Source organism: Amycolatopsis sp. NPDC051758 (assembly GCF_044453095.1).
GTDB lineage: Bacteria > Actinomycetota > Actinomycetes > Mycobacteriales > Pseudonocardiaceae > Amycolatopsis.
This window is the reverse complement of record NZ_JBITCJ010000006.1, coordinates 380,544-404,880: the sequence shown is the minus strand read 5'-3', so window position 1 is coordinate 404,880 and position 24,337 is coordinate 380,544. Positions and strand designations below refer to the sequence as shown.

At 69.9% G+C, this 24,337-nt stretch carries 24 protein-coding genes; 14 read left to right on the top strand and 10 right to left on the bottom strand.

Annotated features, from left to right (window positions below; translation table 11 throughout):
* Positions 1-75 precede the first annotated feature (75 nt).
* From ACIA5G_RS29155 to ACIA5G_RS29145, 3 genes are all read left to right on the top strand, one after another.
* Positions 76-534: a nuclear transport factor 2 family protein gene (locus tag ACIA5G_RS29155; RefSeq protein WP_395928775.1), complete on the top strand. Its 459-nt coding sequence runs from the start codon at positions 76-78 to the stop codon at positions 532-534.
* 67 nt (positions 535-601) lie between these two features.
* Complete coding sequence (locus ACIA5G_RS29150; protein ID WP_395928773.1) at positions 602-1,381, top strand: class I SAM-dependent methyltransferase; 780 nt, start codon at positions 602-604, stop codon at positions 1,379-1,381.
* Positions 1,382-1,498: 117 nt separating this feature from the next.
* Positions 1,499-1,627, top strand: coding sequence for a hypothetical protein (locus ACIA5G_RS29145; protein WP_395928771.1), 129 nt, complete (start codon positions 1,499-1,501; stop codon positions 1,625-1,627).
* Between the two features lie 94 nt (positions 1,628-1,721).
* On the opposite strand, the gene ACIA5G_RS29140 is transcribed toward ACIA5G_RS29145, so the two are convergent.
* Positions 1,722-2,999, bottom strand: a complete 1,278-nt coding sequence (locus ACIA5G_RS29140; RefSeq protein ID WP_395928769.1) for a glycosyltransferase family 4 protein — start codon at positions 2,997-2,999, stop codon at positions 1,722-1,724.
* A gap of 114 nt (positions 3,000-3,113) precedes the next feature.
* Here ACIA5G_RS29140 and ACIA5G_RS29135 point away from each other — a divergent pair, with 114 nt between their 5' ends.
* Positions 3,114-4,877: a glycoside hydrolase family 2 protein gene (locus tag ACIA5G_RS29135; RefSeq protein WP_395928767.1), complete on the top strand. Its 1,764-nt coding sequence runs from the start codon at positions 3,114-3,116 to the stop codon at positions 4,875-4,877.
* 193 nt (positions 4,878-5,070) lie between these two features.
* Here the strand turns inward: ACIA5G_RS29135 and ACIA5G_RS29130 are convergent, their stop codons facing one another.
* Positions 5,071-6,189, bottom strand: coding sequence for an ROK family protein (locus tag ACIA5G_RS29130; RefSeq protein WP_395928765.1), 1,119 nt, complete (start codon positions 6,187-6,189; stop codon positions 5,071-5,073).
* A gap of 90 nt (positions 6,190-6,279) precedes the next feature.
* Here ACIA5G_RS29130 and ACIA5G_RS29125 point away from each other — a divergent pair, with 90 nt between their 5' ends.
* Positions 6,280-7,509, top strand: coding sequence for a YbiU family protein (locus ACIA5G_RS29125; protein ID WP_395928763.1), 1,230 nt, complete (start codon positions 6,280-6,282; stop codon positions 7,507-7,509).
* 48 nt (positions 7,510-7,557) lie between these two features.
* Here ACIA5G_RS29125 and ACIA5G_RS29120 read toward each other — a convergent pair whose 3' ends face one another.
* The 4 genes from ACIA5G_RS29120 to ACIA5G_RS29105 all read right to left on the bottom strand — a co-directional run bounded on the left by ACIA5G_RS29120 (position 7,558) and on the right by ACIA5G_RS29105 (position 10,765).
* Positions 7,558-7,770 (bottom strand): hypothetical protein, encoded by a 213-nt coding sequence (locus ACIA5G_RS29120; protein ID WP_395928761.1) that lies wholly within the window; start codon positions 7,768-7,770, stop codon positions 7,558-7,560.
* A gap of 216 nt (positions 7,771-7,986) precedes the next feature.
* Positions 7,987-8,475 carry a glutathione peroxidase gene (locus ACIA5G_RS29115; protein WP_395928759.1) on the bottom strand — a complete coding sequence of 163 codons (489 nt, stop codon included), beginning with the start codon at positions 8,473-8,475 and terminating at the stop codon, positions 7,987-7,989.
* Between the two features lie 14 nt (positions 8,476-8,489).
* Positions 8,490-9,995 carry a 1,4-alpha-glucan branching protein domain-containing protein gene (locus ACIA5G_RS29110; protein ID WP_395928757.1) on the bottom strand — a complete coding sequence of 502 codons (1,506 nt, stop codon included), beginning with the start codon at positions 9,993-9,995 and terminating at the stop codon, positions 8,490-8,492.
* Positions 9,992-10,765 (bottom strand): class I SAM-dependent methyltransferase, encoded by a 774-nt coding sequence (locus tag ACIA5G_RS29105; protein WP_395928755.1) that lies wholly within the window; start codon positions 10,763-10,765, stop codon positions 9,992-9,994. Before ACIA5G_RS29105 ends, ACIA5G_RS29110 begins: the two co-directional genes overlap by 4 nt.
* A 53-nt stretch (positions 10,766-10,818) precedes the next feature.
* Here ACIA5G_RS29105 and ACIA5G_RS29100 point away from each other — a divergent pair, with 53 nt between their 5' ends.
* Positions 10,819-11,244 carry a hypothetical protein gene (locus ACIA5G_RS29100; protein WP_395928753.1) on the top strand — a complete coding sequence of 142 codons (426 nt, stop codon included), beginning with the start codon at positions 10,819-10,821 and terminating at the stop codon, positions 11,242-11,244.
* On the opposite strand, the gene ACIA5G_RS29095 is transcribed toward ACIA5G_RS29100, so the two are convergent.
* Entirely contained in the window at positions 11,222-12,067 is an 846-nt protein-coding gene (locus ACIA5G_RS29095; protein WP_395928751.1) for a DegV family protein, read from the bottom strand. The genes ACIA5G_RS29100 and ACIA5G_RS29095 overlap by 23 nt on opposite strands.
* Before the next feature lie 244 nt (positions 12,068-12,311).
* Here ACIA5G_RS29095 and ACIA5G_RS29090 point away from each other — a divergent pair, with 244 nt between their 5' ends.
* The 4 genes from ACIA5G_RS29090 (at position 12,312) to ACIA5G_RS29075 (ending at position 15,902) form a co-directional block, all read left to right on the top strand.
* On the top strand, positions 12,312-13,097 hold the full coding sequence (locus ACIA5G_RS29090; protein WP_395928749.1) for an electron transfer flavoprotein subunit beta/FixA family protein: 786 nt from the start codon (positions 12,312-12,314) through the stop codon (positions 13,095-13,097).
* 29 nt (positions 13,098-13,126) lie between these two features.
* Entirely contained in the window at positions 13,127-14,086 is a 960-nt protein-coding gene (locus ACIA5G_RS29085) for an electron transfer flavoprotein subunit alpha/FixB family protein (RefSeq protein WP_395928747.1), read from the top strand.
* 158 nt (positions 14,087-14,244) lie between these two features.
* On the top strand, positions 14,245-15,027 hold the full coding sequence (locus tag ACIA5G_RS29080) for a GNAT family N-acetyltransferase (RefSeq protein WP_395928745.1): 783 nt from the start codon (positions 14,245-14,247) through the stop codon (positions 15,025-15,027).
* On the top strand, positions 15,024-15,902 hold the full coding sequence (locus ACIA5G_RS29075) for a lysophospholipid acyltransferase family protein (RefSeq protein WP_395928743.1): 879 nt from the start codon (positions 15,024-15,026) through the stop codon (positions 15,900-15,902). The genes ACIA5G_RS29080 and ACIA5G_RS29075 overlap by 4 nt, the downstream gene beginning before the upstream one ends.
* 360 nt (positions 15,903-16,262) lie before the next feature.
* Here ACIA5G_RS29075 and ACIA5G_RS29070 read toward each other — a convergent pair whose 3' ends face one another.
* Positions 16,263-17,165, bottom strand: a complete 903-nt coding sequence (locus ACIA5G_RS29070) for an NADP-dependent oxidoreductase (protein ID WP_395928741.1) — start codon at positions 17,163-17,165, stop codon at positions 16,263-16,265.
* A gap of 157 nt (positions 17,166-17,322) precedes the next feature.
* Here ACIA5G_RS29070 and ACIA5G_RS29065 point away from each other — a divergent pair, with 157 nt between their 5' ends.
* The 4 genes from ACIA5G_RS29065 (at position 17,323) to mnmA (ending at position 22,372) form a co-directional block, all read left to right on the top strand.
* A complete protein-coding gene (locus ACIA5G_RS29065) occupies positions 17,323-18,606 on the top strand; it encodes a LuxR C-terminal-related transcriptional regulator (RefSeq protein WP_395928739.1) in 1,284 nt (427 codons plus the stop codon).
* A gap of 44 nt (positions 18,607-18,650) precedes the next feature.
* Positions 18,651-20,018: an MFS transporter gene (locus ACIA5G_RS29060; protein ID WP_395928737.1), complete on the top strand. Its 1,368-nt coding sequence runs from the start codon at positions 18,651-18,653 to the stop codon at positions 20,016-20,018.
* A gap of 64 nt (positions 20,019-20,082) precedes the next feature.
* Positions 20,083-21,279, top strand: a complete 1,197-nt coding sequence (locus ACIA5G_RS29055; protein WP_395928735.1) for a cysteine desulfurase family protein — start codon at positions 20,083-20,085, stop codon at positions 21,277-21,279.
* Between the two features lie 4 nt (positions 21,280-21,283).
* Entirely contained in the window at positions 21,284-22,372 is a 1,089-nt protein-coding gene (gene mnmA / locus ACIA5G_RS29050) for a tRNA 2-thiouridine(34) synthase MnmA (protein WP_395928733.1), read from the top strand.
* A 7-nt stretch (positions 22,373-22,379) separates the two neighbouring features.
* Here mnmA and ACIA5G_RS29045 read toward each other — a convergent pair whose 3' ends face one another.
* Positions 22,380-23,660, bottom strand: coding sequence for a DUF222 domain-containing protein (locus ACIA5G_RS29045; protein ID WP_395928731.1), 1,281 nt, complete (start codon positions 23,658-23,660; stop codon positions 22,380-22,382).
* 218 nt (positions 23,661-23,878) lie between these two features.
* Positions 23,879-24,331, bottom strand: coding sequence for a GNAT family N-acetyltransferase (locus ACIA5G_RS29040; RefSeq protein ID WP_395928729.1), 453 nt, complete (start codon positions 24,329-24,331; stop codon positions 23,879-23,881).
* Between the last annotated feature and the right edge of the window lie 6 nt (positions 24,332-24,337).

The following is a 24,337-nucleotide window of genomic DNA, read 5'->3' as shown; positions in this document are numbered from 1 at the left end:
TGTCGAGAATGATCGTTCTCTAGTCTAGCGGGACCACGGGAGAACGCACGTTCTCTACGTCCGGAAGGAGCCGTCATGACCCCGCGCCCGCCGTTCCCGCCGTTCGACGAGGACACCGCCCGCCAGAAGGTCCAGGCCGCCGAGGACGCGTGGAACACGCGCGACCCGGAGCGGGTGTCGCTGGCTTACACGGAGGACTCGGTCTGGCGGAACCGCGACCAGCACGTCGTCGGGCGCGCGAAGATCGTCGAATTCCTGACGGCGAAGTGGGAGCGCGAGCTGGACTACGCGCTGCGCAAGGAGCTGTGGGGCTTCCGCGTCAACCGCATCGCCGTCCGGTTCCAGTACGAGTCCCGCAACGCGGCCGGCCAATGGTTCCGCAGCTACGGCAACGAGCTGTGGGAGTTCAGCGACGAAGGCCTCATGCGACGGCGCGAAGCGAGCATCAACGACGTCCCGATCGAGCCGTCGGACCGCCGGATCTTCGGCCCGCGCCCGGAGTCCGAGCACGGCCTGCTGCTGCCGGTCTTCTGAGTCTCTTCTGACTCCGCCCTGAGCGGAACCACGCCCGGGCGCGCGTGACCGTCGGCATGCTCGGGCCATGACGACACCGGCGTTCGGCGGCGAAGTGAGCGAGTACTACCAGCGGTTCCGCCGCGGCTATCCGCCCGAGGTGGCGGACGCGCTGGCCGCAGCGTTTGCGGTGACACACGACGACGTCGTGCTCGACCTCGGCTGCGGCACCGGTCAGCTCACCCGGGTCCTGGCGCCGCGGGCCGGGGCCGTGCTCGGCATGGACCCGGAGCCCGCGATGCTCGCCCAGGCCCGTCAAGCGACGACCGAGCCGAACGTCAGCTGGCTGCTCGGCGCGGATTCCGACGTCGGAGCGTTGTTGTCGCTTTTCGGCCCAGGCCGGTTCGCCGCGGTGACGGTCGCCCAGGCGTTGCACTGGATGGACCACGAGCGGCTGTTCACGGAGGCGCGTCCGCTCCTGAGGCCCGGCGGCGGGCTCGCGGTGGTGACCAACGGCGAGCCGCTGTGGCTCCAGGACACCGCGTGGTCGGCCGCGCTGCGAGAGGTGGTCTCGTCGTATCTGGGCACTCCGCTGCACCGGACCTGCGGCACCGACGAGACGAGCCAGGCACGCTACGCGGACGCGCTGTCGGCCGCCGGATACGCCGTCGACCTGCGGGTTGTCGAGTATGCGACCACGCTGACCGTCGAGGAGATCGTCGGTGGCGTCTTTTCGGCAATGAGCCCGGAGCAGCTCCCTGACGCGGACGCGAGGCCGGCGTTCACCGAGCGCGTCCGGGAGGCGGTCACCACGCACGGACCACTTCGGGAACACGTCGTGGTGCGGATCCTGACCGGAACCCGCTGAGCGGGCGAATCGGTCACGGAAGGCGAATACGTACCGGTCCCTAGTGTTCCGCTTATTGTTTCCCCGGGGTGCGCGACGGATGCTCGCTGCGCAGCGCCATCCTCCCGAGGAGCCCCCATGACCAGCAAGTTGGGCACAGCCGTCGCCGTGGTCTTCGTCGTTTTTTCGTTCACGTTCATGGCCGCCGGAACCACGGCAGCACCCACCGCGGCGCGCCCTGAGTGCGTCCGGCCCTGCCACTTCTGAGCCGGCTGCTACTTACAGTTCCCGGGTCCGCGCTGCGTCCACCAGGGCGGGTTCGAACTACGCTCGGCTCCGTCGCTTTTGAGCCGTCCGCTACCTACAGTTCCGGAATCCCGGCAGCCACCGGCTCGAACGCGTTGCCGGTGGCGATCTTCGGCCGCGGCAGCTCGACCGCGTCACCCGGCTTGGCCCGCCGGTAGACGGCGGCGGTCGCCTCGGCGATCCGGCCCCAGTCGAAGTCCGCGGCCAACCGGGACTTCGCCGCTCGTGCCCGCTTCTTCGCGGCGTCGGCGTCCCCGAGGGTCGTCGTCACCGCGTCGGCCAGCGCGCCGACATCGCCGGGGCTGAACGCCAGCCCGGTCTCACCGTGCACCACGACCTCGCCGAGCCCACCGGCGGTCGACGCCACGAGCGGCGCCTTCGCGGCCGCGGCCTCCAGCGCGACGATCCCGAACGGCTCGTACCGGCTGGGCAGCACCACGGCGTCGGCCGCGGCCAGCGCCGCGCGCAGATCGCGGTCGGACAGGTGCCCGACGAAGTCGACCGCGCGCCGCACCCGCAGCTTCCGCGACTGCTCGACGAGCTCGTCGAAGTGTCGTCCTTTTCCGGCAACGACCACGCGCGTGCCGGGATGCCGGCGGCGGATCCGGGGGAGCGCGGCCAGCAGGTCCTGCACGCCCTTCTCCCACTCGAGCCTGCCGAAGTAGAGCAGCAGCGGCGCCCCAGCCGGGCTGTAGACCTCGCGGGCACGGGCGATCTCGGCCGCCGGCACCTGCCACCCGCGTTCCTCGATGCCGTTGTGGATCACCGTGACGTCGGCGGCTTCGACCTCGAAGAGGTGCGCAACCTCGCGGCGCATGGCCTGCGAGCAGGTGATCAACGCGTCGGCGCGGTTCGCCAGCCACCACTCGACCGAGTGAACTTGCTGGTTGAGCGGGTGCGACAGCCAGCCGGAGTGCCGCCCGGCCTCGGTCGCGTGGATCGTGCCGACCAGCGGCACCCGCGCGGCCTCGGCGATCGCGATGGCCGGGTGAGCGACGAGCCAGTCGTGCGCGTGGACGACGTCCGGCTGCCAGCCCCGCAGCAGGTCCTGCGCGGCGCGGATCATGGCGTGCCCCATGGCCAGCGTCCAGGCGACGAGGTCGCGTTCGAATGTCACGTGCATCGGATCCTCGGCGACCCGGATGATCCGCACACCCTCGACGACGCGGTCGGTGCGCGGGTGGGTCCCGGCATCGGTGCCCGCGGCGTGCCGGCAGAGCACAACGACCTCGTGGCCTTGTCGCGAAAGGTGACAAGCGAGCGCGTGCACGTGCCTGGCCAAGCCACCGATGGCCACTGGCGGGTACTCCCAGGACAACATCAGCACACGCATGCGCAGAGGTTACTCGCGAGTCAAGAGGGCTCTTGACGAGCCTGCACACGCCGGCCGTCCGAGTGTGACTCCGGTCACTGGCGCGCCCGAGGATCTCTGTCACCATCGGCGACGATGACTTCTCCCGAAGACACCGGCTGGCGCCGGCTCGACCCGCCGTTGCCGACCCCGTGGACCGCCGACGTCGGCCCGGCGAATTCGCTGCCCGAGTACCCGCGGCCCCAGCTGACCCGCCCGCGCTGGCTGAACCCCAACGGCGTCTGGGAGTACGCGGGCTGGCCGTCGTCGCCGGACGAACCACGGCCGTCCGGCTACGCCGAGCGGATCCTGGTCCCGTTCCCACCGGAGTCGGCGTTGTCCGGAATCGGACGACGCGACGAAGTCCTCTGGTACCGCCGCCTGGTCGAGATCCCGGACGACTGGCGCGGCGACCGCGTCCTCCTGCACTTCGGCGCGGTCGACCAGACGGCGAAGGTGTGGGTCAACAACCAGCTCGTCGCGACGCACGAGGGTGGGTACACGGCGTTCAGCGCGGACATCACCGACGTCCTGCGGGCGTCGGGTTCCCAGGAGCTGACCGTCCGGGCCGAGGATCGCACCGACATCGAGCCCTTCCCGGTGGGCAAGCAGCGCAACTCGCCCGGCGGAATCTGGTACACGGCGTCGTCCGGAATCTGGCAAACGGTGTGGCTCGAGCCGGTGCCCGCCGCCCGCGTCTCCGGGCTGGAGCTGACCCCGGACCTCACCGGCGTGACGGTGTTCCCGCAGGTCACGGGGGGTGCCGAGGTCGTGGTCGTCATTTCGGCAAACGACGCCGAGGTGGCGCGTGCGTCGGGACCGGCCGGCACGTCGGTGCGCGTGGACGTTCCCGAACCACACCACTGGACACCCGACGATCCGCACCTCTACACGCTGCGGGTCGAGCTCCGCGGCCAGCACGGCGCGGTGCTCGACGAGGTCGGCAGCTACACGGGCCTGCGGACGATCGGCTTGGTCCCCGACGAGCACGGCCGCCCGCGGATCGCGCTCAACGACCGGATCACCTTCCTGCACGGCCCCCTGGACCAGGGCTACTGGCCGGACGGCATCTCGACCGCGCCCACTGACGACGCACTGCGCTTCGACCTCGAGAAGACGAAGGAGCTGGGCTTCAACTTCGTCCGCAAACACGTCAAGGTCGAGCCGGCCCGCTGGTACTTCTGGGCCGACACGCTGGGCTTGGTCGTCTGGCAGGACATGCCCTCGCTGACCGCGTCGTTCGACGGTCCGCCCGGGATCGCCCCGGACCCGGTCCCGCAGGCGCAGGAGCGGTTCGAAGCGGAACTGACCGAAATGGTGAAACAGCTGCGGTCGGTCCCGTCGATCGTCGGCTGGGTGCCGTTCAACGAAGGCTGGGGCGAGTACGACACGGCCCGTGTCGCGGAATTGGTCAAAACCCTGGACCCAACCCGCCTGGTGATCGCGAACAGCGGCGTCAACTGCTGTTTCTCCCGCCCCGACACCGGCGCGGGAGACGTCTACGACGACCACACGTACGTCGGCCCGGGTTCGCCCTCGATCGCCGACGGCCGGGCAGTGGTCGACGGCGAGTACGGCGGCCTCGGCCTGGTCCTCGACGACCACCGCTGGCCGGGCCCACCGAACGCGTACGAGATGACGCCGACTTCGGAACGGCTCACCGAGCGCTACGCGGAGGTGAGCACCGCGCTGGAGCGAGTGGTGGGCGAGCGGGGCCTGTCGGGCGCGGTCTACACCCAGACGACCGATGTCGAAAACGAGGTCAACGGCCTCCTGACGTACGACCGGCAGGTAGTCAAAGTCGACCCGGCGGTGGTCGCGAAGTGTGTGCGAGCGGTGATCGAGGCAGGTTCGTCCTGAGTGCGGCCCTCGTCGGTTCCTTGCGGCCGGGGCTGGTGCGGGACGGTCGCGGCCTGTGCTGCTGGTCGTTTCTTGGCAACGTGCTGACCACGGCATTCGCCGCCGATGAGGCCCGTGGTCGATTTTCGGCGACCGCGCTGTAGGCCCACCGACGGCGCTGCCTCACGCACCTATCTTCAGATCGAAGCCATGGTCAACTTTCGGCGACTGCCCTGACCAGGCTCTCCCGTCCGTGGTCGAGCGCCGACAACAGCGCGCCCCGCAGCGCCGCTGAGTCCGTCACCTCTCCGGCCTCGACCCGTACCGGCCCGGGTGCCGCCGCGCGGACCGTTTGCCGAATTTCCGCCACGAGCCCCGGCCGACTCCCCGCCGGCCCGCCCAGCAGTACGAGGTCCGGATCGACGATCGTGCAGATCGCGGCCACGGCCCGGCCGAGCGTCGCGCCCAGCAGCCGTTGCCGTTCTGCGGCCACGGCGTCCCCGGCCTCCGCCTCGTCGAGCGTGGTCAAAATCGCGACGACGTCCAGCGACGGCGCGTCCGACCGCCCGAACCCCTGATCGGCGAGGGTCGAGGCGAGCGTCGACCCCGAACTGTCCAGGTACCCGATCTCGCCCGCCAGCCCGTGCGTCCCGCGCACGAGCTGGTCACCGACGTACAAGCTGACTCCGAGCCCGGCGCCGACGTAGACGTACGCGAAGCTCTTCGCCTCCCGCGCGGCACCCTCGCGCCGCTCGGCCAGCGCGGAGAAGTTGACGTCGTTGTCGAGCAAGACGTCACGCCCGATCTCGCCGGCCCGGAGCGCGCCCTCGGGAAACGGTGACCCCGGCAGCGCGACGACCTCGTGCGTGACGGGGTCGACCGGGTTGGCCACCGAGATCGCGGTCGCGCGCACCGGCCCCGGACCGATGGCGCCCGCCGCGACAACAGCCTCCCGCACTGCGGCGGTCATCGGCTTGCCGCCGGGCGGATGCCGGTCGGTGGCCAGAACGGTCCCGTTCAGGTCGGTCGTCACGGTCCGGATGCCCTGCTGGTTCACCTCCGCGGCGACAACCCGGCCGGCGTCGGCGGCCAGCTCGTAGAACGTCGCGATCCGGCCGCGGCGGCCGGTCTGGTCGGTGCCGGTCGCCCGCAGCGCACCGGCCGTCTCCAGCCGCCGGACCGATTCGGAGATCGTCGGCTTCGAGATCCCGGTCGTCGCGGCGAGCTCGGCGCGCGTGGTCCGGTTTTGGACGAAGACCTGGTCGAGCACCGTGCGGTCGGTCATGGCCCGCAGCATCGCCAGGCGCGGGAGCGGCCGGTCGGGGTCGGACATCGCACCTCTTGTGGCGGGGAACGGACAGGGGTTACCGTAGCCGGGCCATTCTAGTAAGGAGTCCTAACCAAAAACGTGGAGGACACCGGTATGACGACCACAGAGCTACCCGCGAACATGTCCGAGGCCATCTCGCGGACCAAGCACGAGCTGCGCGCCCGGATCGGCGACGTTGCCGGCGCGTTCGCCGAGGTTCGGGAGTGGATGCGACGGGAGGTCGCCGCCGTCGCCGCCGACCGGGATGCCTTCCCCGTGGTCCAGTTTCGCGACATCGCCGAGGGCACGGTGCCGCAGCGAACGCTCGACGCCATCCGCCGCCGCGGCTGCGCCGTGGTCAAAGGCACCTTCGCGCGCGAAACGGCCGAAGCCTGGGACGCCGGGCTCGCCGCCTACCTCGCGGACAACAACTTCGCCGGCACCTACCAAGGCCCGGCCGACGACGTCTTCGCCGGACTCTCCTCCGGCCAGCCGCAGATCTACCCGGTCTACTGGTCGAAGCCGCAGATCCAGGCCCGCCAGCACGAGCACATGGTCGCCGTCCGGCGGTTCCTCAACTCCTTCTGGCGACACGAGTCCGAGGGTCGCGTCTGGTTCGACCCCGATCGCGACACGGCTTACCCGGACCGCATCCGCCGGCGCGCCCCCGGCTCGGCGTCGCTCGGCCTGTCCGCCCACACCGACTCCGGCTCGGTCGAACGCTGGCTGCTGCCCGCCTACCAACAGGTCTTTCGGCACGTCTTCACCGGCAACTGGGCGGCCTACGACCCGTGGGACGGCGCCCACCGCACCGAAGTCGACGAGTACCCGTCGACGGTGATGTGCTCGGCCTTCCGCACCTTCCAGGGCTGGACGGCCTTGTCGGAAATGCGCCAGGGCGACGGTGTGCTGCACGTGGTCCCGATCCCGTCGGCGATCGCGTACGTCCTGCTTCGCGCCCTTCAGGACGACATCCCCGAGGACGACCTCTGCGGCGCGGCCAACGGCCAGGCGCTGCCGGTCGACGACAAGTACCACGCCGACCTGCTGCCGGCGCTGACCTCGATCCCCGATGTCGAGCCGGGCGACACGGTGTGGTGGCACGGCGACGTCGTCCACGCGGTCGCCGACGGCACCAATCCGGAGCGCTGGGGAAACGTCATGTACATCCCGGCGAGCCCGCATTGCGCGAAAAACGTCGCGTACGCCGAAAAATGCGGCCGCGCATTCCTGGCCGGCGCGAGCCCGGGCGATTTTGCGCCCGAAGACTACGAGGTGAACTGGAAAGGCCGGGCCCGCGTCGACGACCTCAATGCCGTCGGCCGCGAGCAGCTCGGCCTCTGATCGGCGCCGCGCCGGGGCGGCCCGACTCCGCCCCGGTGCGACCGGGATCTACAGATGCAGCCAGAGTCCCAGGTGCAGACCCAGCACGTGGATGTGCCCGTGGTGATGGTGGTGACCGACGCACAGCAGGCAATGACGGGCCTGGCCCACGGCGTCGGCCGACGTCGCGGCCGACGCGGTGCCCACCGCGGGGCCGGCCAGCAGCAGCCCGAGTGCCACGGGGAACGCGGCCAGCGCGGCCCGGCGTCTGGAGGTGCTCATCGGATGATCCCTTCTCCGCACGACGACGCCGGAATGGCGTCCCCAGAAGTATTCGGTGCGGAAAGGACAAAATGGCAGGCTGATCACCCGTGATTCGACCGTCCGGATCATGGAAATCATTTTCGGTGCCGTTTCCGTGGTACCCGGATGGCCGCAGGAATCCGTCGATCCGGTGAATTCCGGGGAAGGCGGGGGACAGCGGTCCCCCGCCCCGTGTCACGCCGGCAGCGCGGCCTCGATGGCCTTGACGACCGTGTCGTCCTCCGGCTCGGTCCGCGGCCGGAACCGCGCCAGGACCTCGCCGTCCGCGCCGACCAGGAACTTCTCGAAGTTCCACTGGACGTCACCGGACGCGCCCTCGGCGTCGGTCGTCTTGGTCAGCTCCGTGTAGAGCGGGTGCCGGCCGTCGCCGTTGACGTCGATCTTCTCGAACAGCGGGAACGTGACGCCGTAGGTCGTCGAGCAGAACGTCTGGATCTCCTCGGCGCTGCCCGGCTCCTGCCCGGCGAACTGGTTGCACGGAAAACCGACCACGGAGAAGCCCTGGCCGCCGAAGCGTTCCTGCAGCCGCTCCAGGCCGGAGTACTGCGGGGTCAGGCCGCACTTGGACGCGACGTTGACCACCAGCAGCGCCTTGCCGGCCAGCGAGCCCAGCGAGCTGTCCTGCCCGTCGAGGGTCTTGAGCGGAATTTCGTGGATCCCCATCCGGTGCGTCCCTTTCAGTCGTGCTTCAGCGCCCGGGCGTCGAGGTGCCCGAACGGTCCGTCGTCGGCGCGATAAGCGGCGGCGAGTTCTTCGGCTCGCGAGCGGTCGCCGTGGCGCAGCGCCCCGGCGAGTGCATCGAAGCGCTCGGTGTGCACCGCGGCGCGGCGCCGCGCGTAGTCGGCCGCGGAGTCCTTGGTGACCATGAAAGCCCAGTCGCTTTCCAAGGCCAGCATCGCCTCGGCCACGGCCTGGTCGGCGACGGTGTCCCGAGCCGTGGTCGTCAAACCGGCAACGAGGTCCAACAGACGTTTCTGCAGCGCCGCGTTGGCCTCGACCATGTCCTTGACCTGCTCGCCGTCCCAGACGCGCCAGTCCTTGCCCGACCCCCACGACGACGAAGGCAGGTCGATCGGCTCGCCGACGTGCCCGGCTTCGACCGCGCCCTTCAGTGTTGTCACCCGGACCCCCGCCTCGGGCAGCGCGCGCAGCACACCTTCCAGCCAGGCCGGTCCCTCGTGCCACCAGTGCCCGAACAGCTCCGTGTCGTAAGCGGCGACCACGAGCGCCTCACGGCCGTGTTGGGCTTTAAGCGACCGCAGCCGTGTCACGACGGTCTCGACGAAGTCCTTGACGTGCAGCCCCAGGACGTCCGCGGCGAGCGACGGGTCGTACGGCGCCTTGTCCACGGGCTCGACCGCCTTGCCGGTGACCCGCGACGCCTTGAGCCCGACCTCGTGCGCCCAGGTGTGGAAGTCGCGGTAGGCGGCATGGCCGGGATACCCGGCCTTCGGCGACCACACCCGGTAGGTGACTTCAAGGTCCCGGCCGAACGCGACGACGTCGGTGTCGCCGACCGGTCGCGCGGCGAAGGTCTCACCGCGCAGCGACGGGCCGTCGACCATGAACCGCCGCACGCCCGCGGCCGCGTAGTCGTTTTCCATGCCAGGCGCGTAGCCGCACTCCGGCGCCCAGATCCCCTCGGGCCGCGACCCGACCCGCAGCGCCGTGTCGGTGAGCCCGGCGTTCAGCGCGAACTCGCGCACCCGTGGGTCGAGCAACGGCTGGAACGGGTGGGCCAGCGGACCGCCGAGCAGCTCGATCGTCGAATTGTCGACCAACGACCGGAGGACGGGGGAGAAGCCGTGCCGCCACCGCGTGCCGAGCTCTTCGGCCGCGCGGACCGCGGTCCGGTGCTCGGCCGCGGCGAGCTCGCGCAGCAGCGGGTCGCCGCGCCACAACGTCGCCGCGTGCTGGGCGCGCAGCTGCCAGTCGCCGAGCCAGTCGTGGCAGGCGCGGATGCTGTACGGGTCGTCGAGCTGCGCGGCGAGCACCGGCGTCACGCCCAGCGTCAGCACGTCGCGGCGGCCTTCGGCGGCGAACCGCTCGAGCAGCTCGACCATCGGCAGGTAGGAGTGCGCCCACGCCTGGTAAAGCCATTCCTCGCCGACCGGCCAGCTCCCGTGGTGCGGCAGCCACGGCAGGTGGCTGTGCACCACGAGGCAAAAGGTGCCCTCGCTCATCGGCGCACCGCCACGGCGACCAGGTCGAGGCTCGCGTCGAGATTGTCGCCGTGGATGTCGAACCCCGTGGCCTCGATCGCGGCGACGTCGGCGAGCAGCGCCGCCGGCCAGACGGCCTGCCCGGGCAGCTCGCCCATGACGACGTCGAGCTGGGCGTCGATGATCGAACCGCCGTAGTGCTCGTCGAGCGCGCGCACGGCGTCGCCGTGGTGCAGGCCGTTCAGCGTCTCGACCTCGAAACCGGCGTCGGTCAGCAGCTCGGCCAGTTCGGCCGGCGCCAGCTCGCGGGTGTGGTACGGGTTCAGCGGCGTGTCGCTGTCCGGGGTGAAGGTCAGCCGGTTCGGTGTTGTGACCAGCAGTTTCCCGCCAGGCTTCAGCACCCGCCGGCACTCGGCGAGGAAGCCGGTCTGGTCCCACAGGTGCTCGATGACCTGAAAATTGGCCACGACGTCGACCACGGCGTCCCGCACCGGCAGGAACGCGAGGTTCGCCCGCGCGACGCCGACCTCCGGGTAGCGGCGGGCGACGTGCTCGGTGGTCGGTACGTCGTAGTCCAGCGCGAGCACCTGGCGGGCGGTGGCGGCGATCAGCCCGGCGCCGTAACCCTCTCCGCAGCCGGCTTCGAGCACCGTCGCGTCCGCGCAGTAAGGAAGGAGAGCGGCGTACGCGGCTTCGTGGCGCCTGAACCAGTAATTTTCCTCGGGGATGCCGGGGACGGTCCGTTCGCCGGTCAGGTGCAGCGCCTCGGCCCGGGTGGCTGGGGTGGTCACCTCCGCGACCCTAGCGGGTGTCACGTCCGGCCCGGCCGTCTCGTTCCGTGGTCATGCAACGACCAATCACCCGCGTGCTCCTCGTCTTCTTCGGCCTCGTCGAAGCCGTGGTCGGAATTTGGCCACTGGTCTCACCGACCGGCTTCTACCAGGACTTTCCCGGTTTCCGCACCGGCTGGGTCGCGATGGACGGGCCCTTCAACGAGCACCTCCTGCGCGACTTCGGCGGTCTCAACCTGGCCCTCGCCGCGATGCTGATCGGCGCCGCCGTGATCGGCACCACAGCCGTGGCGCGCCTGGCCGCCGTCGCCGCGCTGCTGTTCGGCCTGCCGCACTTCCTCTACCACCTCGGCCACGTGTCGCACTTCGAGCAGATCGACCAGGTGCTGATCATCGTGGCGACCGGGCTCGGCGTCGTGGTGCCGATCGTGCTGCTGCTGATCCCCGGGCGCCGGGTCAGTACACCGGCGACACCGTGATGCCGAGCGCGCCCGGGCCGAGGTGCGCGCCGATCACCGTGCTCGCTTCGACGACCATGCTCTCGGCCATCGCGGGCACCCGGCGCTCGATCTGCCGGCCGATCTCGAGCTCGTGATCGCTGGCGCCGAACCGGCTCACGGCGATGTCGGCGCGGAAGCCGCCGGACTTCTTGACCGCGAGGTCGACCATCTTCGCCAGCGCCCGCCGGGTGCCGGGGACGCGGGCCAGCGGCGCGACCTCGCCGTCCTTGACCGTGAGCAGCGGCTTGATCGAGAACGCGGTGCCGAGCATCGCCTGCGCGGCGCCGATCCGCCCGCCCCGGCGGAGGTATTCCAGCGTGTCGACGTAGATGAATTCGGTGCTCGTGAAGCACCGGCGTTCGGCGGCTTCGATGACGCGGCCGGCGTCCGCGCCGGTCGCGGCCGCCCGGGCCGCCGACACCGCGGCGAAGCCGAGGCTCATCCCGGTGGTGCGGCTGTCGAGGACGTGCACGGGGATGCGGACCTGCTGGGCGGCCTCCCGGGCCGCGCGGACGGTGTCGGACATGCGGCCGGAGATGTGGATGCTGACGATGGCGGTCGCGCCGGAAGCAGCTGCTTCCTGGTAGGTCCAGAAGAACGCCCCCGGGTCCGGGGGCGAGGTGGTGATCAGCTGGCCGGCTCTCAGCGCGTCGATGACCTCGCCGCGTTGGAAGCGGTTTTCGTCGTCGAAGTGACCACCCATGTTCAGCTGGATCTGGACGACCCCGATGGCCCAGCGGGCCGCGACGAGGTCGGGGAGGCACGAGCTGGAGTCGGTGATGACGGCGATGCGCGCGGGCATGGTGCCGGAGGTTAACCCCTAACGGCCTACTGCGAGTAGGCCGTGGTTGGTCCGATCGGACGAACGGCGGTTCAGGTGGGGCAACCGGTCGACTACCGGGACGATGGTCCCATTAGATTGCGCATCCAGGTGAATGGCGTCACCTCGGCGGGTCCTGGCGGCCGATTGGCCCTAATCTACCGGCCAGTAGAGCACTGACCCGTGGTGCGTCCGCGGGCCACAACCGGGAGGTCGAAGAAGACCCATGACCAACATCGTCGTCCTGGTCAAGCAGGTACCGGACACCTACTCGGAGCGAAAGCTCAGCGGGGCCGACCACACCCTTGACCGTGAATCCGCCGACGCCGTCCTCGATGAGATCAACGAGAAGGCCGTCGAAGAAGCCCTGAAGATCAAGGAAGCCGGCGAGGGCGAGGTCACCGTGATCTCGGTGGGCCCCGACCGCGCGACCGACGCGATCCGCAAGGCGCTGTCCATGGGCGCCGACAAGGCCATCCACGTCTCCGACGAGGCGCTGCACGGCTCCGACGCGATCGCGACCGCCAAGGTGATCGCCGCCGCGATCTCGAAGGTCGAAGGTTACGACCTGATCATCGCCGGCAACGAGTCTTCCGACGGCCGTGGTGGCGCCGTCCCGGCGATCCTCGCCGAGCTGCTCGGCCTGCCGCAGGTCACCTACGCGCGTGAGGTGACCGTCGACGGCACCACCATCAAGGCCACCCGCGAGACCGAGGACGGCCTTACCCACCTCGAGGCGACCCTGCCCGCGGTGGTCAGCGTCGGCGAGAAGATCAACGAGCCGCGTTACCCGTCCTTCAAGGGCATCATGGCTGCCAAGAAGAAGCCGGTCGAGACGTTCACCATCGCCGACCTGGGTGTCGACGCGGGCGAGGTCGGCCTGGCCAACGCCTGGTCCACGGTCACCGAAGCCTCGCCGAAGCCGCCGCGCACCGCCGGCGAGAAGGTCGAAGACGAGGGCGACGGCGGCACCAAGGTCGCCGAGTACCTGGTCGGCCAGAAGCTCATCTGACAACGGCTCTTCGAGGAGGAATCAAGAACATGGCTGAAGTACTCGTCCTCGTCGACCACGTCGACGGTGAGGTCAAGAAGGTCACGCTGGAGCTGCTGACCGCGGCTCGCGCGCTCGGTGAGCCGTCGGCCGTCGTTGTCGGCCCGACCGGCACCGCTGCCAAGGCCAAGCAGTCGCTGGCCGCGCACGGCGCCGCCAAGGTGTATGTCGCAGAAGGCGACGACGCCGCGAACTACCTGGTCACGCCCAAGGTGGACGTGCTCGCCGCGCTCGCGCAGCAGGCCTCGCCCGCCGCGGTGCTCGTCACCGCCAGCGGTGAGGGCAAGGAGGTGGCCGCGCGCCTGGCCGTCCGGCTCGGCGCCGGCCTGATCTACGACGCCGTCGGGGTCAACGGCGACGGCGTGATCGACCAGTCGATCTTCGGTGGCGCGTTCTCGGTGAAGTCGAAGGCGACGAAGGGCGTCCCGGTCGTCTCCATCCGCCCGGGTGCCGTCGAGGCCGAGCCCGCCGAGGGTGCGGCGGCCGAAGAGGCCGTCGAGATCCCCGCAACCGACGCGGCCAAGGCCACCAAGATCACCGGCGTCGAGCCGGTGACCGGCGGTGACCGGCCGGAGCTGACCGAGGCCTCGATCGTGGTCTCCGGTGGCCGCGGTGTCGGTTCGGCGGAGAAGTTCGACGTCGTCGAGAAGCTGGCCGACTCGCTCGGCGCGGCCGTCGGCGCGTCGCGTGCCGCCGTCGACTCGGGCTACTACCCGGCGCAGTTCCAGGTGGGCCAGACCGGCAAGACCGTGTCGCCGCAGCTGTACATCGCGCTCGGCATCTCCGGCGCGATCCAGCACCGCGCCGGCATGCAGACGTCGAAGACGATCATCGCCGTCAACAAGGACGCCGAGGCGCCGATCTTCGAGATCGCCGACTTCGGCATCGTCGGCGACCTGTTCAACGTCGCGCCGCAGCTGACCGAAGCGGTCGAGAAGCGCAAGGGCTGATCCTCGGTCCTGAAGGGCCTTCCGGGAGCTCCCGGAAGGCCCTTCGCGCGTTTTCGGGACCTGAGAGAAGCCTGAGAACCCGCCATTAACTGAACGTGCACTAATCGGTCATCGGATGGCACTCTCCGCGGCTGCCTCCGCGCAGGTAAACCTTGACCATGACGACGTCACAGCTCCTCGTCAGCACTGATCAGGCGGGTGCCGAGCTCCCCGCGGACGCCCCCCGATACTCCCTTCTCGTCGCCCACGCGAACGACGAAGTGGTCGCGGCGCAGAAGCTGCGGCACCGGGTTTTCGCCGAGGAAATGGGCGCCCGCCTCCACTCCTTGCAGCCCGGTCTCGACGTCGACGAGTTCGACGAGTTCTGCGACCACCTCGTGGTCCGCGACGACAACACGGGCGAGATCGTCGGCTGCTACCGGATGTTGCCGCCGGACCGCGCCGTCCAGGCCGGGAAGCTGTACGCCGACAGCGAGTTCGACCTGAGCGCGCTCGACGGCCTCCGCCCGTCCCTGGTCGAAACCGGCCGTTCCTGTGTGCACCCGGACCACCGCAGCGGCGCCGTCGTCAGCCTCGTCTGGGCTGGGATCGCCCGGTACATGCTGCTTTCGGGCCACCGCTACCTCGCGGGGTGCGCCTCCGTCCCGCTGGTGGACGGCGGTTCGTTCGCCGCCGGCGTGTGGGACGTCCTGCGCACCAAGCACTACTCGGACGAAGCCACGCGCGTCTCGCCGCTGATCCCGTGGGACCCCTCGGACATCGAGCGCCCGGCGCGCGCGACGCTGCCCCCGCTGATCAAGGGCTACATCCGGCTCGGTGCCAAGGTCTACGGACCGCCCGCACTCGACGCCGACTTCGGCGTCGCCGACTTCTTCGTCGTGCTCGACCTCCAGAACGTCGACGAGCGGTACCTGAAGTTCTTCCTCGGGGTCCAGGCATGAGCCACGCCTGGATGCCGGCTTCGCCGTGCGGCGACGGCTGCCTCAACGACGGCGACCCGGTCGTCGGCTTCCCGCGGCGCGTGCTGCGGTTCACGGCGGCGATCTTGGTGGTCCTCGCGGCGCTGCTGTCGGCGCCTCTGCTGCTGGTGGCGCCGAGGCGCCTGGCCCGGCTCATCTTCCGCGGCATGTTGCGGGCGTTCGGCGTCCGGCTGGACATCCGGGGCGGCGCCGACTTCCTGACCGCGCCGGCCGGCCGTGGCGCGCTGGTGGTCAACAACCACATCTCGTGGCTGGACATCGTCGCGATCAACGCGCTGCGGCCGATGCGCGCGCTGGCCAAGAAGGAGATCGCGGGCTGGCCGGTGCTGGGTGGCCTGGTCCGCCGCGGCGGCAGCATCTTCCTCGACCGAGAGCGGCTGACGACGCTGCCCGCCACAATGGCCGAGCTGGCCGGCGCGCTGCGGTCCGGGTCGCTGGTGAGCGTCACCCCGGAGGGAACGACGTGGTGCGGCCTGGCCTCGGGCCCGTTCACGACAGCGACGTTCCAGGCGGCCATCGACGGCGGTGTCCCGGTCCGCCCGATCGCGTTGCGCTACCGCCTCGCCGACGGCCGCGAGACGAGCCGCCCGGCGTTCATCGGCCCGGAGTCGCTGATCGCGTCGCTGCGCCGGGTCGCGTCGTTGCGCGGCCTCGTGCTGGAGGTCCACATCTGCCCGGAGATCGCCCCGGGCCGCGCGGAGAACCGCCGCGAACTGGCCGCACTCGCCGAGTCGGCCGTGCATTCCGCGCTGGGCACGGTCCAGATCCCGGCCCAGCAGCGGCGGCGTGCCCCGCGCCGGCAGCCGGCACCACTGGCTTCGCCTCCCGCGAAGTGATCCGGGCCCGATCGCCGCGATCCGGCGACGGGCCCGGGTTGCGGCTCGCTTCCTGCGCCCGCTGTGAGGTTGGGCCTGTCATCGTGCGTCGATGACAGGCCCGTTCGCCTCTGCCCAGGTTGGCTCGTGCCGGGTTGCCGAAATTCGACCAAGCCTTCCGGCGTGCCGAAATCTGCTGGTCAGGCTCGTGTTTCGGAGAAATCGTCGAGCCAGCCGCTCCACCTCGCCGAGGATGGTCGAGTCCGCCGCTCCGGACCCGCCACTTCAGCTTTGCCGAAATTCGGTCACCGGGCTGCTGGAAACCGACCGGGCCCGCGAGAGAGCTGCGCCGGTTGGCCTCCCGAACTTTTCCCGAGCCGCTCAGCTCACCGCGAGCGTGAGCTTCCCGCCGGGGTGCCCGCCTTCGCTCTCGGCCTGCGCGGCAGCCGCCTCGGCGAGCGGGTAGCTCTTGCCCTGCGCGATGCCGACCCCGTGGTCGGTCACCCAGCCGGCAATCCCGGTCAGCACCTCGCGCGTCTGCTCACCTCCGCTGGAGAAGGTGATGCCCAGCTCGAACGCAGCGCCGTCGGCGATGGTGATGATCCGGTCCTTCGTGCCCCGCAGCTCGACCGACCCGGGCAGCACCCCGTGCCCGGTGGCGTCGAAAACGGCGTCCACCTGCCCGGACGCGGCATCGCGGACCCGCTCGGCCCAGCCGTCGCCGTAGCGCACCGGCACGACGCCCAGCGACTTCAGGTCGTCGAGGCTCCGGCTGCCACCGGTGCCGATCACGGTCACGCCCTGAGCGACAGCCACCTGCGCGGCGAACCGGCCGACCGTGCCGCTCGCGCCGTGGATCAGCAGCGCCTCGCCTTCGCGGATCTCGAGCAGCCCGAGGACGCGAAGCGCCGTCTCCCCGGCGACCGGTAGCGCCGCCGCGTCCACCCAAGAAATGCCCGCCGGCTTCGGCGCGAGCGTCTTGGCCAGTGCGTACTCGGCGTAGGCGCCGGTCTCGGACCAGCCGAAGACCTCGTCGCCCACGGCGAAGTCCGCCCCCTCGCCAACAGCGTCGACGACCCCGGCGACCTCGAGGCCCGGGGTGTGCGGGAAGGCGACCGCGAAGTTCTGCTGCATGGCGCCGCTGCGGATCTTCCAGTCGATCGGGTTGAGGCCGGCGGTCCGGATGGCCAGCCGGACCTGCCCCGGGCCGGGCTCCGGCACCGGGACCTCGGACAGCTGCAGGACGTCCGGCCCGCCGTAAGCGGAGAAGGTGATCGCTCGCATGGTGATTCCGCGCTCCTCGTTTGGTGACCTTCGGTGTTCGAATGTCCTCTCCGGCGAGTCAACTCGCCGGGCGGGCCCGCCGAACCACCCGGACGAGCAGTGTTCACTAGCCGGACGAGCAGGCCGCCGCGGTTCCGGCACGCCTACCTTGGATCTCATGGTCGCTTCCTGGTCGGATCCACGACACGTGCTGAACGTCGTCGAGCGGCTGCTTTCGGCGCCACGACCCCAGTTGCTCCTGCAGTTCTCCCGCGAGCTGGGCGAGCTGATCCCGCACAGCGCGGCCGCCATGCAGACCGGGGACTGTCCCCGCAGCCCCCTCAAGGTCGTCGGCGACGAGACGATCGCCCAGTCGGTGACGAGCGTCGAGCTCCAGCGGTTGGTCGACCGCAGCGAGCCGGGCAAGGCCCTCGTGGTCGACGGTGTGCTCGGGGGTGTCGAACGCCGTCTCGTCCTGCTCGCGTCGATGCCGGCCGTCGGCAAGGGCGCGGTCCTCGCCGTGGTGCCGGAGAACTCGGAGATTCCGCTCGCCGAGCTGGAGCTGGCCGGGCAGCTGTGGCACATCCTCAGCACCGACGCGGGCCAGCGCGCGACCGACCCGGGCCCGGACATCCTGGCCAGCAACCTCGCCGCGGCCACCGCGCGAGCCCAGGCGATCACCGACCTGGGCCAGACCCACGCGGCGACGCTGACCACGCTCCTGGCCGTCCTCCGCTCGGGCCGGCTCTCCGACGTCGTCGCCCGTCGCACCGCGGTCGACCTCGCCGCGGACGCGCTGCTCGAGCTCAAGGGTGTCGTCGATCGCGACCAAGCCCTGTCCGCGGAGCAGGCGGACGCGGCCTTCGCAGTGCTCAAGACCCAGCTCGCCGACCTGGTCCGGCACACCGACGTCCGGGTCGATCTCGTCGACCCGATCGGCGACGCGTCGCTCCCGCAGGACATCGCCCACACGGCGCGCACCCTGACCCGCGGCTTGGTGCTCGCGGCTTTGGACCGTCCAGCGACCACGCGCCTCCGAGCATCGTGGCGGCCGGACGGATCGGTGCTGCGGATCACGGTCCGCGACGACAGCCCCGAGGTCGCCGACGCGGTCCCGGCCCGCGGCCTGACCGATCGCCTCACCACCCTCGGTGGTCACTGGGAGGTCGACGCCGTGCCCGGCTGGGGCACGACGGTCACCGCGGTCCTCCCGCTCGGCGTCGCCGAACCGCCTGAGCTGCGTCCTCTAGACCGGCTCCACCCGCGTGAGCTCGAGGTTCTGTCCGGAATCTCGCAAGGCCTGCGCAACCGGCAGATCGCCGAACGGCTGCAGCTCAGCGAGCACACGGTCAAGTTCCACGTGCGCAACATCCTCGACAAGCTCGACGTGAGCTCCCGCGGGGAGGCCGCCGCGCTGGCCCGCGACCTGCGTCTGGAGCCGGTCACGCACCGCTCCGCCTGAGCCGGCTTGACCTCCAGCGGGCTGGAGGTTGCACGCTTCGGATCATGACCTCGACGATCGACTCGGCCCCTCGTCGCCGAAGTGTCCTCTGGAGCGCGGAACACCGGCTGACGACGATCGCCCTGCTGCTCGTGGTCACCTTGGTCGCGTTCGAGAGCATGGGCGTCGCGACGGCGATGCCGACCCTGGTCGCCGACCTCCACGGCTTGTCGCTGTACTCGTGGCCGTTCACGATCTTCCTGATTTCGAGTGTGGTCGCGACGGTGCTTTCGGGCCGGATCGGCGACCGCCGCGGCCCGGCGCCGGCGCTGCTCACGGGTCCTGTGCTGTTCGCGGGCGGCCTGGTCGTCGCGGGGACGGCGACCGGGATGCCGACGTTCCTCCTCGGCCGCGCGCTGCAGGGCTTCGGGTCGGGTCTGCTCCTGGTCTCGGTCTCACTCCTGATCGCGTTGACGTTCACCGACCACGAGCGTCCGGTGATCTATGCGGCGAACGCCGCAGCCTGGGTCCTGCCCGCGGTCATCGGTCCCTCGGTGGCCGGAGTGCTGACGGTCAGCGTCGGCTGGCGCTGGGTCTTCCTCGGCTTGGTCCCGCTCGTGGTCGTCGGCGTGGTCATGCTGGTGGTGGTCGTCCGTCGCTTACCGACCCACACGCCCGCCACGGACGGCCGCCGCGCTGGCGTACCCCAGGCGATCATCGCCGCACTCGGCATCGCGGCACTGACGTGGGCGGCCCAGCACCAGTCGTTCCTGGCGCTCGGCTACGGCACGCTCGGCCTCGTGGCCCTGGGCTACGCCCTCCGGAGCCTGCTCCCGGTCGGGACGCTGACATCGCGCCCCGGCCTGCCGACGGTAGTCGCGTCGCGCGCCCTGATCGCCGGCGCGTACGCCGGGATGGAGGCATATCTGCCCCTGACAATGAGCGCGGTCCACGGCTACAGCCCGGCCCTCGCAGGCCTACCGCTGACGATCACAGCGTTGGGCTGGTCCGCGGCCTCGGCGGCGCAAGGCCGGTTCCTCAACTGGTCGCGGGAGGCATCACTGCGCACCGGGTTCTGGCTGGTCGCGGCCGGGCTGGTCTTGTTCGGCCTGGTCTCGCAACCCTGGTTTCCCAGCTGGCCTGCGTTCGTGGGCTGCGCGGTCGGCGGCGCCGGCATGGGCATCGCGATGCCGGCGATCTCGGTCCTGCTGCTCCGCCACTCACCCGAGGGTGAGCGCGGGTTCAACACCTCGGCGATGCAGCTCGCGGACTGGGTCGGGTCGGCACTGCTCATCGGCTTGGGCGGTGTCCTGCTGAGTGTCGTGGGCTCGGTCTTCGACCCGTCTCCGGCGATGGCCCTGCTCACGGCGGCCTTGGTAGCGCTCGCGCTGTTGGGCGTCCGACTGACCGGACGGTGGCCGTCAAAGGTGTGACAGCCCACTTCGAGGGCCAGGGTGGGCTTCGTCACGCGCTGGAGCGGACTACCCTGAAGGGGCGATGACCTATCTCGACCACGCGGCGACCACTCCGATGTTGCCCGACGCCATCACGGCGATGACTGAGGCGCTGTCCACCGTGGGCAACGCCTCCGCGCTGCATTCTTCGGGCCGCCGAGCCCGGCGCCTGGTCGAAGAAGCCCGTGAAACGATCGCCGACGCTCTAAGCGCCCGGCCGTCCGAAGTGATCTTCACCGGCGGCGGCACCGAAAGCGACAATCTAGCGGTCAAGGGCATCTACTGGGCCCGCCACGACGAGCAGGAGCAGCGCCGTCGCATTCTGTGCGGAGCTGCAGAACACCACGCCGTGCTCGACACCGTCGAATGGCTCGAATCCCACTGCGGCGCCGAGGTTACGTGGCTGGACGTGGACAGCCACGGCCGTGTGTCACCCGACGTCCTCCGCGCCGCCATCGCCGCTGAACCCGAGACCGTGGCGCTCGCGACCGTGATGTGGGCCAACAACGAGGTCGGAACGGTCAATCCGATCGCCGAACTCTCCGCGGTCTGCGCCGAGTTCGACATCCCGCTCCACACCGACGCGGTTCAGGCAGTCGGCGCCGTTCCGGTCGACTTCGCAGCCAGCGGCGCCGCGGCGCTCACCCTGACCGGTCACAAGCTCGGCGGTCCGTTCGGTGTGGGAGCACTGCTCCTCGGCCGCGACGTGACTTGCGTGCCCGTGCTGCACGGTGGGGGGCAGGAACGCAGCGTGCGCTCGGGCACCCTCGACGTCCCGGCAATCGTCGGTTTCGCAACTGCCGTTCGAACCAGTGCCACGAGCCGAGCCGAATACGCGAAGCGCATCGAGGAACTCCGAGATGGCCTGATTGAGGCCATCCAACGCGAGGTCCCTGACGCCGTCCTCAACGGCGGAGATGGCGAGCGACTGCCCAGCCACGCGCACTTCACATTCCCCGGGTGCGCCGGCGACAGCCTCCTGATGCTGCTCGACGCCAAGGGCATCGAGTGCTCGACAGGATCCGCGTGCACGGCCGGAGTTGCCCAGCCAAGCCACGTGCTGCTCGCTATGGGCGCCGACCCGGCAGCGGCTCGTGGTTCTCTCCGTTTCTCTCTCGGCCACACATCGACTGCCGCAGACGTCGAGGCAGTGGCTGCGGAAATCGGCGGAGTCGTCACGCGCGCCCGTCAGGCTGGCCTGGCCGGAATGCGCAAGCAGACCCAGAAGCAAGAGGTGTAAGGCAATGCGGGTTTTGGCCGCGATGAGCGGAGGAGTGGACTCGGCGGTCGCCGCGGCACGCGCGGTCGACGCCGGACACGACGTTGTGGGCGTGCACCTGGCGCTGTCAGCCAAACCAGGCACCTTGCGGACCGGCTCGCGCGGGTGCTGCACGATCGAAGACTCGCACGACGCCAGACGGGCCGCCGACATTCTCGGCATCCCCTTCTACATCTGGGACTTCGCGGAGCGCTTCACCGAAGAGGTTGTCGAGACCTTCGTCGGCGAATACGCGGCCGGCCGCACGCCGAATCCCTGCGTGACCTGCAACGAGAAGATCAAGTTCGAAGCCCTCCTCGAGAAGGCGATGGCGCTCGGGTTCGACGCGGTCGCGACGGGCCACTACGCGCGCCTCTCCGTAGCGGACGGCGTGCCGGAGCTGCGACGTAGTGCGGACAGCGGTAAGGACCAGTCCTACGTGCTGGCCTCACTCACCGCGGAGCAGCTCAGCCACGCCATGTTCCCCCTTGGCGACTCCTGGAAAACGGAAGTGCGGGCCGAGGCGGAGCGCCGAGGCCTGTCCGTCGCCAACAAGCCGGACAGCCACGACATCTGCTTCATCCCGGATGGAGACACCAAGAAGTTCCTGGAGAACCGGCTGGGGCAGCGCCCGGGCGAGCTCGTGGACGCCGAAACCGGCGCAGTGCTCGGGCAGCACACCGGAGTGCACGGGTTCACAGTCGGGCAGCGCAAGGGTCTCGGGATCGAAGCCCCGGCGCCGGATGGCCGTCCCAGGTACGTCTTGTCGCTCGAACCGGTGTCCGGCTCGGTCAAGGTCGGCTCGGCGGCTGGGCTTGGCGTCACGATGATCGAGGCCGATCGCGCGATCTGGCCCAGTGGCAGTCCGCTGACCGAGCCGACTGAGTGCGTGGTACAGGTCAGGGCCCACGGAGGAATCGTCGACGCGGTCGCCGACGTGGACTCCGACACCATGTCGGTGCACTTGCGTGAGCCGCTGCGCGGAGTCGCCCCCGGCCAGGTGGTTGTTCTTTATCGCCCGGACGACGACGGGGATGTTGTCCTGGGCAGCGCGAAGATCTCGGGTACACGCTGATCATCGTTCACCTCCGTGGCTTCTTGCGGCCGCGGTTCGCTCGCAGGCGGCCGGAGGGGATCGACGGCGGTGTTGTCGAGTGCGTCCCGCCAGCCGGCGTCGCGACGGTGACAGTGCCGTCCGGCGTGACTTCGTACTCCCAACCGGGCTGGCCCTTCAGCTTCCGATGTCGCGAGCAGTAGGTGACCGGCCGATTCCCGCCTTCTCCGGCCTCGCCCTGTGCGCGAGTCGCTTCGACCCCACAGCTTTGCGCCGGCCGCGTGCACCCGGGCTGTCGGCACTCGCGATCCCGGACCCGGATGAACTCGTCGTGCGCCGGGGTGAGCGGGTAGCGCGTCGGCGAAAGTTCGATCACACGACCGGTGCGCGGATCAGTGAGAACTCGTCGTAGCGTTGTGTCAGGGCCGCTGATGATCTGGCGGGCCACCGACGCCGCGATGGGGCCGCGTCCGGCCAGAGTTGCCGGCGACTCGTTCAGACCGAGGTACGTGGCCAGGTCGATGTGCAGGAACACTTCCGTACGTTCGCTCGGGCCACCCGTGCCACTGAGCAGCAGATCGATGGCCACATCCGCTCGAAGCTGATCCAGCGTTCGTGACTCCTCCGGAGTCTTCAGTGCTCGGGCAGCCCGGTCGATGCGGGCGTAGGCCGCCGTCGCCTTGTCGGTCGGTGCGTTGTTGACCGACATGTGCGTCACGCCGGTGTCCTGGTGGTGCAGCGCGAACCGCCGCTCGTTGAGCTTTCGCTCGTTGCGGAGTGCGGCACCTTCCGGATCGGCTTGCGCGGCGGCATAAGCCGCGGCACGGCGAACTTGAGTGGCGTTTCGTCCCGGAACCCGGTCTTCGAGCGTCGAGTCGACGACACGTACATGTTCTCCGGACAACCATGCCGTCGCATCCGTGACCTTCATGGCGCGGTAGAGGTCGAGTCTGCCGTCGTCCATGAGATTGAGCATGCGGGGAAGACGCGCGATCAGCGCATTCGCCGCGGAAACGATGGCACTGGCACGGTGTTCCGTGATGGACAAGGCCAGTGCCACTTCCGAAGCCGCGCTGGGTACCCGTCTTCTGCGCACGCTCAAATCCGCGATCGCTCGTAGTTGGAGGGCCTGCAGCTTGGAGATCTCTGCGTCGGTGTCGCGGATGATGTCAACGACTTGTTCGTCTTTCATGCGCTGCAACGTATCCGGATCAGTACGGACGGACCTCAGCATGACCGGCAGCATGTCGTGGGGATTCTGAGGACCGGTAGCGGGGTTGAGCTTGCGGAGTGGTTGTGAAGATGCCATGAGTGTGACCGTACGACGGTTCGCGGGAAAAGTCACCGAGGTTCGCAAGAAAGGATGGTGAAAGGGAGCGAACGGTCCGTTCGCGCCCTTCATGACTTGACGGACTGGAATTGATTCGGAATGGTTCGCGGGTGCGGATGCGTGCGACGCCGATTTTGAGAGGGGCAATCGAGATTATGTCCAATGTGGACAAACGGTGGTGTCGAGACCATCGCTGCTCAGAGCTTGAACTTGAAGCCCGTGTGGCTCGGTTCGAACCCGAGGCGCTCGTAGAACCGGTGTGCCGCTGTCCTGGAGGTGTCCGAGGTGAGCTGCACGAGCGCGCACCCGCGTCGTCGCGACTCGTCGATCGCCCAGCGCATGAGGTCGGCGCCGAGCCCGGAGCCGCGGTGCTCGGCGTGGATCCGCACTGCCTCGACTTGACCACGAAGCGCGCCGCGCCTGGCCAAGCCGGGAATGATCGTCAGCTGGAGAGTTCCGACAGGCTGCTCGCCGGTCGCGACGACCACCAAGAGCTGGTTCGGATCTGCCTCAATTTCCTCGAAAGCCCGCAGGTACGGGCCGAGGTCTTCGGGGTCGTCCCGGGTTGCGCCGAGCTGGTCGTCCGCCAGCATGCGCACAATCGCGCCGATGTCGTCACGCCGTGCCCTGCGGATGGTGTAGTCGGTCACGGCGCA